Source organism: Mesorhizobium sp. M6A.T.Cr.TU.017.01.1.1 (assembly GCF_004023115.1).
GTDB classification, from domain to species: Bacteria; Pseudomonadota; Alphaproteobacteria; order Rhizobiales; family Rhizobiaceae; genus Mesorhizobium; species Mesorhizobium mediterraneum.
Map to the genome: position 1 here is coordinate 24048 of NZ_RZTA01000082.1, position 5898 is coordinate 29945.

General features: G+C 62.4%; 8 protein-coding genes. 1 reads left to right on the forward strand and 7 read right to left on the reverse strand.

Features of this window, described 5'->3' with window-relative positions; all coding sequences use genetic code 11:
- Positions 1–8: 8 nt before the first annotated feature.
- The gene (locus EOB36_RS23220) at positions 9–221 is read right to left on the reverse strand and encodes a KTSC domain-containing protein (RefSeq protein WP_128285788.1); all 213 of its coding nucleotides are present in this window, start codon (positions 219–221) and stop codon (positions 9–11) included.
- A gap of 247 nt (positions 222–468) precedes the next feature.
- Between EOB36_RS23220 and EOB36_RS23225 the strand changes: the two genes are divergently transcribed.
- Positions 469–837 carry a DUF2934 domain-containing protein gene (locus EOB36_RS23225; protein WP_128285789.1) on the forward strand — a complete coding sequence of 123 codons (369 nt, stop codon included), beginning with the start codon at positions 469–471 and terminating at the stop codon, positions 835–837.
- Positions 838–987: 150 nt separating this feature from the next.
- Here EOB36_RS23225 and EOB36_RS23230 read toward each other — a convergent pair whose 3' ends face one another.
- From EOB36_RS23230 to EOB36_RS23255, 6 genes are all read right to left on the reverse strand, one after another.
- Positions 988–1857, reverse strand: coding sequence for a hypothetical protein (locus EOB36_RS23230; RefSeq protein ID WP_128285801.1), 870 nt, complete (start codon positions 1855–1857; stop codon positions 988–990).
- 294 nt (positions 1858–2151) lie between these two features.
- Positions 2152–2715 carry a hypothetical protein gene (locus EOB36_RS23235; RefSeq protein WP_128285790.1) on the reverse strand — a complete coding sequence of 188 codons (564 nt, stop codon included), beginning with the start codon at positions 2713–2715 and terminating at the stop codon, positions 2152–2154.
- Positions 2712–3497, reverse strand: coding sequence for a helix-turn-helix domain-containing protein (locus EOB36_RS23240; RefSeq protein WP_128285791.1), 786 nt, complete (start codon positions 3495–3497; stop codon positions 2712–2714). Before EOB36_RS23240 ends, EOB36_RS23235 begins: the two co-directional genes overlap by 4 nt.
- 3 nt (positions 3498–3500) lie before the next feature.
- The gene (locus EOB36_RS23245; RefSeq protein ID WP_128285792.1) at positions 3501–4862 is read right to left on the reverse strand and encodes a hypothetical protein; all 1362 of its coding nucleotides are present in this window, start codon (positions 4860–4862) and stop codon (positions 3501–3503) included.
- Entirely contained in the window at positions 4859–5491 is a 633-nt protein-coding gene (locus EOB36_RS23250; protein WP_128285793.1) for a hypothetical protein, read from the reverse strand. The genes EOB36_RS23245 and EOB36_RS23250 overlap by 4 nt, the downstream gene beginning before the upstream one ends.
- Positions 5488–5667: a hypothetical protein gene (locus EOB36_RS23255; protein WP_128285794.1), complete on the reverse strand. Its 180-nt coding sequence runs from the start codon at positions 5665–5667 to the stop codon at positions 5488–5490. The genes EOB36_RS23250 and EOB36_RS23255 overlap by 4 nt, the downstream gene beginning before the upstream one ends.
- Between the last annotated feature and the right edge of the window lie 231 nt (positions 5668–5898).

Consider the following 5898-nt stretch of genomic DNA (forward strand, 5'->3'; position numbering starts at 1 on the left):
GATGCTGCTCAGTCGACCGCCGGTCCAACCAGACGGTAGCGGAAATGATTGCGGATGTGATCGTTGAAGTAGCGGCCCTTGGCAAAGGCCGCTTTGAATGCGGCAAAAGTCTCCGGCGGCACGTCCTCAAACTCGTACCGTTTTCCGCTAGCGACGAACCACACGGAAAGGACTCTGCTCTCCGGATCGTATTCTGTTTTGCGTATCGAGGTGGATGGCATGGCGCCGGCTCGATCAAAAGTAATCAACGAGCGGAGCGGCGGTCGCGTTCCGTCGTGGTATCGCTCCCGAGCAGCGCACCAGGATTTTCTCCGGGTCACCTAACGCATCGCGGGGTCGCAACACGCGGCAGGCACGGTCCTCCGGAAGCCAGTCTTTCGGTCCCTCTTTTGTCCGAAATCGGCGAGTAGGGTCGGATCGTTCCGACGCTCCTTAGCGTTGGGTGAGAACCCACCAGGAGGAACGACCATGTCAGACGACAAACACGAACGCATTAGGCGTCGCGCATATGAGATCTGGGAGCGAGAAGGCCAGACGCACGGTCTGCACGAGCGTCATTGGACTCAGGCGACCTTCGAAATCGAGAACGAAGATCGCTTGCTTGGTGCTCGTCCACCGGCACTCTCTGGTGCCGACGTACCAGCTCCCGCGCAGACCCAAAGCCGAGCGAAGAAAGGCAAGCGCGCCGCTGGTCAATCGGATGTTGAGGCAGCGGAAGCGCTGGCGATGAGAACAGGCATCACCGGCGACCAAGCTCAAAACCTCATCGACCGCCTCGGTGACGATCCGCTGGCGCTCGATGAGGCGGCGCGGAGCCTTAGGGCGTCCGAACGGTAACCGCCGGCTGGGCAGGCAGCCCATCGTGTACTCGACACATCGCCGCAGATTTTCAATCTCCGCCCCCAGCGGACCGCCGCATCGGCCGAGAAAAAATGAAGGCCCGCGCCTATGGCGGAGAGAGCGGGCCGATCGGGTCGCGGTCCGGTTTCATGACGTTGGACTGAGATTGCGGTTTCGCCTTCTACGCTCGATGATGCGCGCGTTTCGACGGGCGACTCTAAGTTCGGCAAGCGTCGGCTGCCACCAGCCCCGGGAATGTTCCATCGGGCCGGCCTCGCGACGAGCCGGCCATGTCCTGATGAGTTCCGTCAGCGCTGCCGAGCGCCACGTTCCCCACACGTAGTCGATGTCCGTCCGCGTCGCGTGTGGGTAGAAAGCAGTCACTACCGACGGCTCGGCGACTTCACCTGACACATCGGTAAAGACCACAATGCCGAACTGCCCTGTTGCGACAGCTCGGCCCATAGGCGGCAAGTCTTCGGCTGGCAACGGATAGCGATGGCGGCGGCGTTCTGCGTATCGCAACCGCGTGGCTCTTTGAGCCTCCGAGTTCTTCTCCGCCTCGCGTCGCTGCTTCCTTTCCTCGGGTTCGCTACGTCGGGCGGCCTCTTCGATTGTCGGCCACCGGCGCCGCAGTTCCTCATAGGACCGAAACGGCACGCGCCACGCCCGGAGTTCATCGTCCCAACCCGCCCAGGGAATTTCGTGTAGTTCCCGAAGGATGGTCTTCGAATAGGATGTTCGAATGCGCAGATCCTCGGCAACCTCGAGATAGGGACTGGAGATGGGGTCGAACGAATAGGCATCCCGCCCCTTGCTATCGCCGTGGATCGCCAGCAGTTCGGCCTCGCGCGCCAGCCAACGGTCGACCCGGCGGGCTGCCGTCTTGCCTGGCACAAACCAGTTCCTGCGCTCGTCGCTCCACCTCGCTCGCGGAAATGCCTCCCGGAATCGTTCGACAGTCATCCGGTCATAAGGAAAGTCCGCCAAGGCACCGGGCGTGTCTTGTTTCTGCAGCGCGGGCTGATGTTTGGATTCGTCCACGGTCGTGCCGTCAATGGTGTTGGATTCGCAGAGAAACGTCCGCCGGCCCTAATGGTTCACACGCGAACCAGAACGCGACTGCCCTTCGCGACTGAAGGTCGCCCGCAGGCGGAGCGCGAAATCGCTAATGACGGGTGACTGCTTCGCTTGTAGACCATGCATCGGACAATCCTCTATTGTTTATGCTTCAATTCCGGCGGTTGCGAATGTCACTCGCGACCGCGGTTTCCTATTTCATGTTTGCCGGCGCCGGGATGCTCGCTTCTTTCATCGCTTCCTGTTGTTGATGTCGGGCGGGCGCTGCGGTTGCATTTCGCCCAATTGCCGGGCCGAGCGCGGCGCGTCGGGAATCTTTGCGAGCTTGTCGGGATCAAGGACGACGCTGCGCGGCGCCTCGGCGCGGCCTTGCGACGCCGGCCACGTCCGGCAAAACTCGCGGTAGATCGCGGCGACGCGTGCCCGGCTTGCCGCGCTGTTCGGCTCGAACGGCTTCGCGTCGCGATCCTCCGCCCATTCGACGCGACGTTTGCGCTCGGCCTCTTTTTCGCGCGCCTCGATCCACGGCCGCATGACATGATCGTGCTCCATGCGAAGTTCGCTCGGGCTCGGGAAGTAAGCGTGACCGAGCCCGCCTTGGGCGATCCTGTCGCGCGCTCGAAATAGGGCGTAATGGTAGGTGCCTTTGAGCGCGATCAGGTAGGTTATCTTCGTGGCGTCGTGATCGGTGGGCGTTCGCGACGGGAGGCCGGCAAGCGAGGCCAGAACCGTGAGCTTGTCGGCATCGGTAGCGAGCCGCCAGACCTCGGGCGCGTGATCGGGAAGCGTTGTCATGACAGCATGCCTTTCCGCTTGGCCTCGCGATAATCGGCGGCGAACGACTCGCCGATGTTCTGCGATCGCTGTCCCTGGCGGACCTTGTCGCGATCGCGGGCGTTGTTGATCCAGTCGGGTTTGAAGCCGCGCCAGCCGTGTTCGATCATTGCGTCGGCCGCCTCGTCCGGCGAAAGGCCGCATACAATCGGTGCGAGAGAAAATTGCGCCGCAAGAAGCCTCGCCGCGTAGGGCGTCAGCTTTTTCAGGATTGCGATCCGATGCTCGATGACGGCTTCGGCGCGCTCTTGCGAAAGGGCGGCGAGCAATGCCGTTTTGACGGCCTCGTGAGTTGATGGCTTTTTCGCCGAACCGTTGGCGTGTGCGCGCGCTCTAACTACTGTTCTTTCCGGTTCCAATTCCGGTTCTATAATAGAACCGGCACGTGGTGCCGCATACGATCGGCACGAGGTGCCGCATAAATCGGCGCTGGTGCCGGTTAAATTTCGTTCGGGCTCACTGTTATCCGGCATGGCGTGCCGGTTAAAATCGCCGCAAATCTGATAGCTGTTGCCGGCCTTGTGGCCGGGCTCGATACGGATCAACCCGAGCTTTTCGAGCGTGCGCAGGGCTTTACGGACCGCGCGATCCGAATAATCCGTGTCGTGGCAAATCGTCGCCACCCTTGGGTTGCATTGTCCGGTCTTTCCGTTGAGATGTTCGCAAAGAGCGATCAGCACGTTTTTGGCGACCGGATCGCCGGGATGCTGCCTACGGCCCCATTCGACGGCGGCGTGGCTCATGGCTCATGCTCCTCCCCGCCCTTGCCAGCGCCGGTAATGGTCGAGCTGGTCAAGATATCCGCGGCGGCTGTCGAATAGCGGCTCGGCATGCGGATTGGCGGGTTTGGCGCTAGGAACATCCTCCGGATCGATCTCTGGCATGACCGCATCCAGATCGGCGCTGATCTGCTGCCAAAGCGGGCGCGCATCTTCTCCGAGCGCCTTCAATTCTTCACGCGCCGCCTCCATCGCCGCTTGCAGGTCGGTGAGCGTGTCGCTTTGGCGGGTGGTCAGCGCGGCCAACTGCTCGGCGTACGGCGCGTGCACCTCTTCGGTGATGCCGTCGAGCCACCGGGTAATGTCCCAGTAGGCTCCCTGGCAACGGCGGGAAAGCGTTGGATCGATGTAGCGGCAGACTTCACGTTCGACGATTCTACCCAGTTCGCCGGGATAAAGCGCCTCCAGCGCGTCGAGTTCGGTGGCTCCCTTGCCGTGCCGTGCCTCGAACTTGGGGCCACGCCTCTCCTTTTTCTTGAGCGGCGTGCGTGGCAGCCGGTAGTGCTGGCATTGTTCGGGCAGGAGCATGATCGGCTCAAGCTGGATGTCGAGATCGAGCCCGGCGTCGCGGAGGATAAACTCGATCTTGCGGGCGAGCGCCGCCGGCATCGAGCGGCCACCTGGGTCGAGATCGGAAATGTACAGGATGCGCATTGGCCGGTTGGCCTCGATTGCGCGTTCCACCGCAGCGCGCGCCGAGACCTCCGACATTTCGCCGACGCCGACGATCAGATTGACGCCAAAGCGGTTGGCAAGCGGCAGAAGGATGTCGTTCTGCGTGCTCTTTTCGACCCACAGCTCGACCAGGTAGGGCTGGCCGTCCGGCAGTTTCGAACCGGCAATGGAAAGGTCCGGCGGATAAAGTTGGGCGGAAGGGTCGATATCGTCCGGCAGATCGTATTCGAACGTCGGGTACCGAAACGAGACCGAGACGCCGGGCACGGTGCCGGCGACGGTTTCGTTCTCGGCATGGATGGATGGCTCGGGATTGCGGCGGTCGACCAGGGCATCGGTCGGAATCAATCTGAGATAGCGGGCGGCAAGCGAGGCCGCGACGAGGGCCTTCCAGTCGTTCAGCGTATTCCCGTAAGGTTCGCCGTCGACTTTCTTGACCGGCGGGTCCTGGGAGACGAGCAGGTAATGGGCGCGCCTGAGATGCACGCCGGCGCCCCAGCCGAAGCGCTCCCAGAGAGCGGCGAACCACCGGGCTGCCTGCTCGCGGTGCGCAACGCCGGCATAGAAGGGATCGTTCTGCGGAGAAAGCGCGATCAGGTCGGTGGCGCGCACCTTGATTTCGGCCGAAAGCTGCCGGATGGCTTGGTAGTTCATTGCACCACCTCCATCCCGCGACGCTGGCATTCAGCAATGAGTGCGTCGTCGGTGAGGGTGGCGAGCAGCCGTGCGATCATCGAGCCGCCCTGCGACGGGGATGCGGGTGGGGATTGCTCCACCACGCCGGAACGAACGCCGTTCATTCGGCCGGTGGGGATTTCCCCAGTCAGCTCCCGCCTGATCTTGGCGACGGTCTTGTGATCGACTTTGGCCGCCTCCGCGATCTTCCTATCCGAAAGCCGCGACCATTCCGGATCGTGCAGCAGCGTCTCGACCGCGTTGCGCTTGTCGGCCTGGGTTCTGCGCAAGCCGTGATCGGCATTGGAGCCGACCGCATGCAGGATGGCGTCGCGGTGGTTGCCGTGCCGTACGTCCGCAAAAATCGTGCTGCGCCCCATTTTTTTCGCAGCCGCGATGCGGTGGAACCCGTCGGCCGGGAAGTATTCGGCACCGCCGTCGTGGAAGAGCACGACCGGCGGGAACGTGGCGCCCTGTTCCATCGCCTCAGCATATTCGGCCACGACCGCCACGTCGGTTCCGCCGACGCGTATCTGTGCAGAGGCATCGACGATAATCGCCTCAAGCGCGATCTCGATGAAGGGCGTTCGTTGAAGAACCGTGGTCATTGCCGCCGCCTTTGTTCATTCGCGCGGCGGATCGCCAAGACGATCTCGGCCGGACTCAGGCAGAACCGGTCGCGCAGAAACGGCAAAACCGGTTTCGGCCGATTGGCATATGCGGTTTTGGCAAGCCAGCGGGCAGCGGCCTCTATCCTGAATGGGGTAATGTTGTTGTTGCTCAAGGCGTTCACCTTCGTGGTGGACGCCGCGAAACTTGACGCGCTGGTCGGGTAGGACTATTTTCCGGGCGTTCCGAATGCCGAAATCCCTACCCGAACCGCCGCGCCCCATCGCGGCGGTTTTTATTCGGCGGCGGTCTCCTTTTCGGGCAGCGCCAGCAAAAACGATTTCAAATCGTCGAGGATAATGATGGTCCGACGTCCATCTTTTCGCGCCTTCAGCCGGCCATGCCT

What these genes read in the sequence shown, in the direction of transcription:
- EOB36_RS23220 (WP_128285788.1), bottom strand. Translation starts at nt 221, where the DNA reads ATGCCATCCACCTCGATACGCAAAACAGAATACGATCCGGAGAGCAGA.
- EOB36_RS23225 (WP_128285789.1), top strand. Translation starts at nt 469, where the DNA reads ATGTCAGACGACAAACACGAACGCATTAGGCGTCGCGCATATGAGATC.
- EOB36_RS23235 (WP_128285790.1), bottom strand. Translation starts at nt 2,715, where the DNA reads ATGACAACGCTTCCCGATCACGCGCCCGAGGTCTGGCGGCTCGCTACC.
- EOB36_RS23240 (WP_128285791.1), bottom strand. Translation starts at nt 3,497, where the DNA reads ATGAGCCACGCCGCCGTCGAATGGGGCCGTAGGCAGCATCCCGGCGAT.
- EOB36_RS23245 (WP_128285792.1), bottom strand. Translation starts at nt 4,862, where the DNA reads ATGAACTACCAAGCCATCCGGCAGCTTTCGGCCGAAATCAAGGTGCGC.
- EOB36_RS23250 (WP_128285793.1), bottom strand. Translation starts at nt 5,491, where the DNA reads ATGACCACGGTTCTTCAACGAACGCCCTTCATCGAGATCGCGCTTGAG.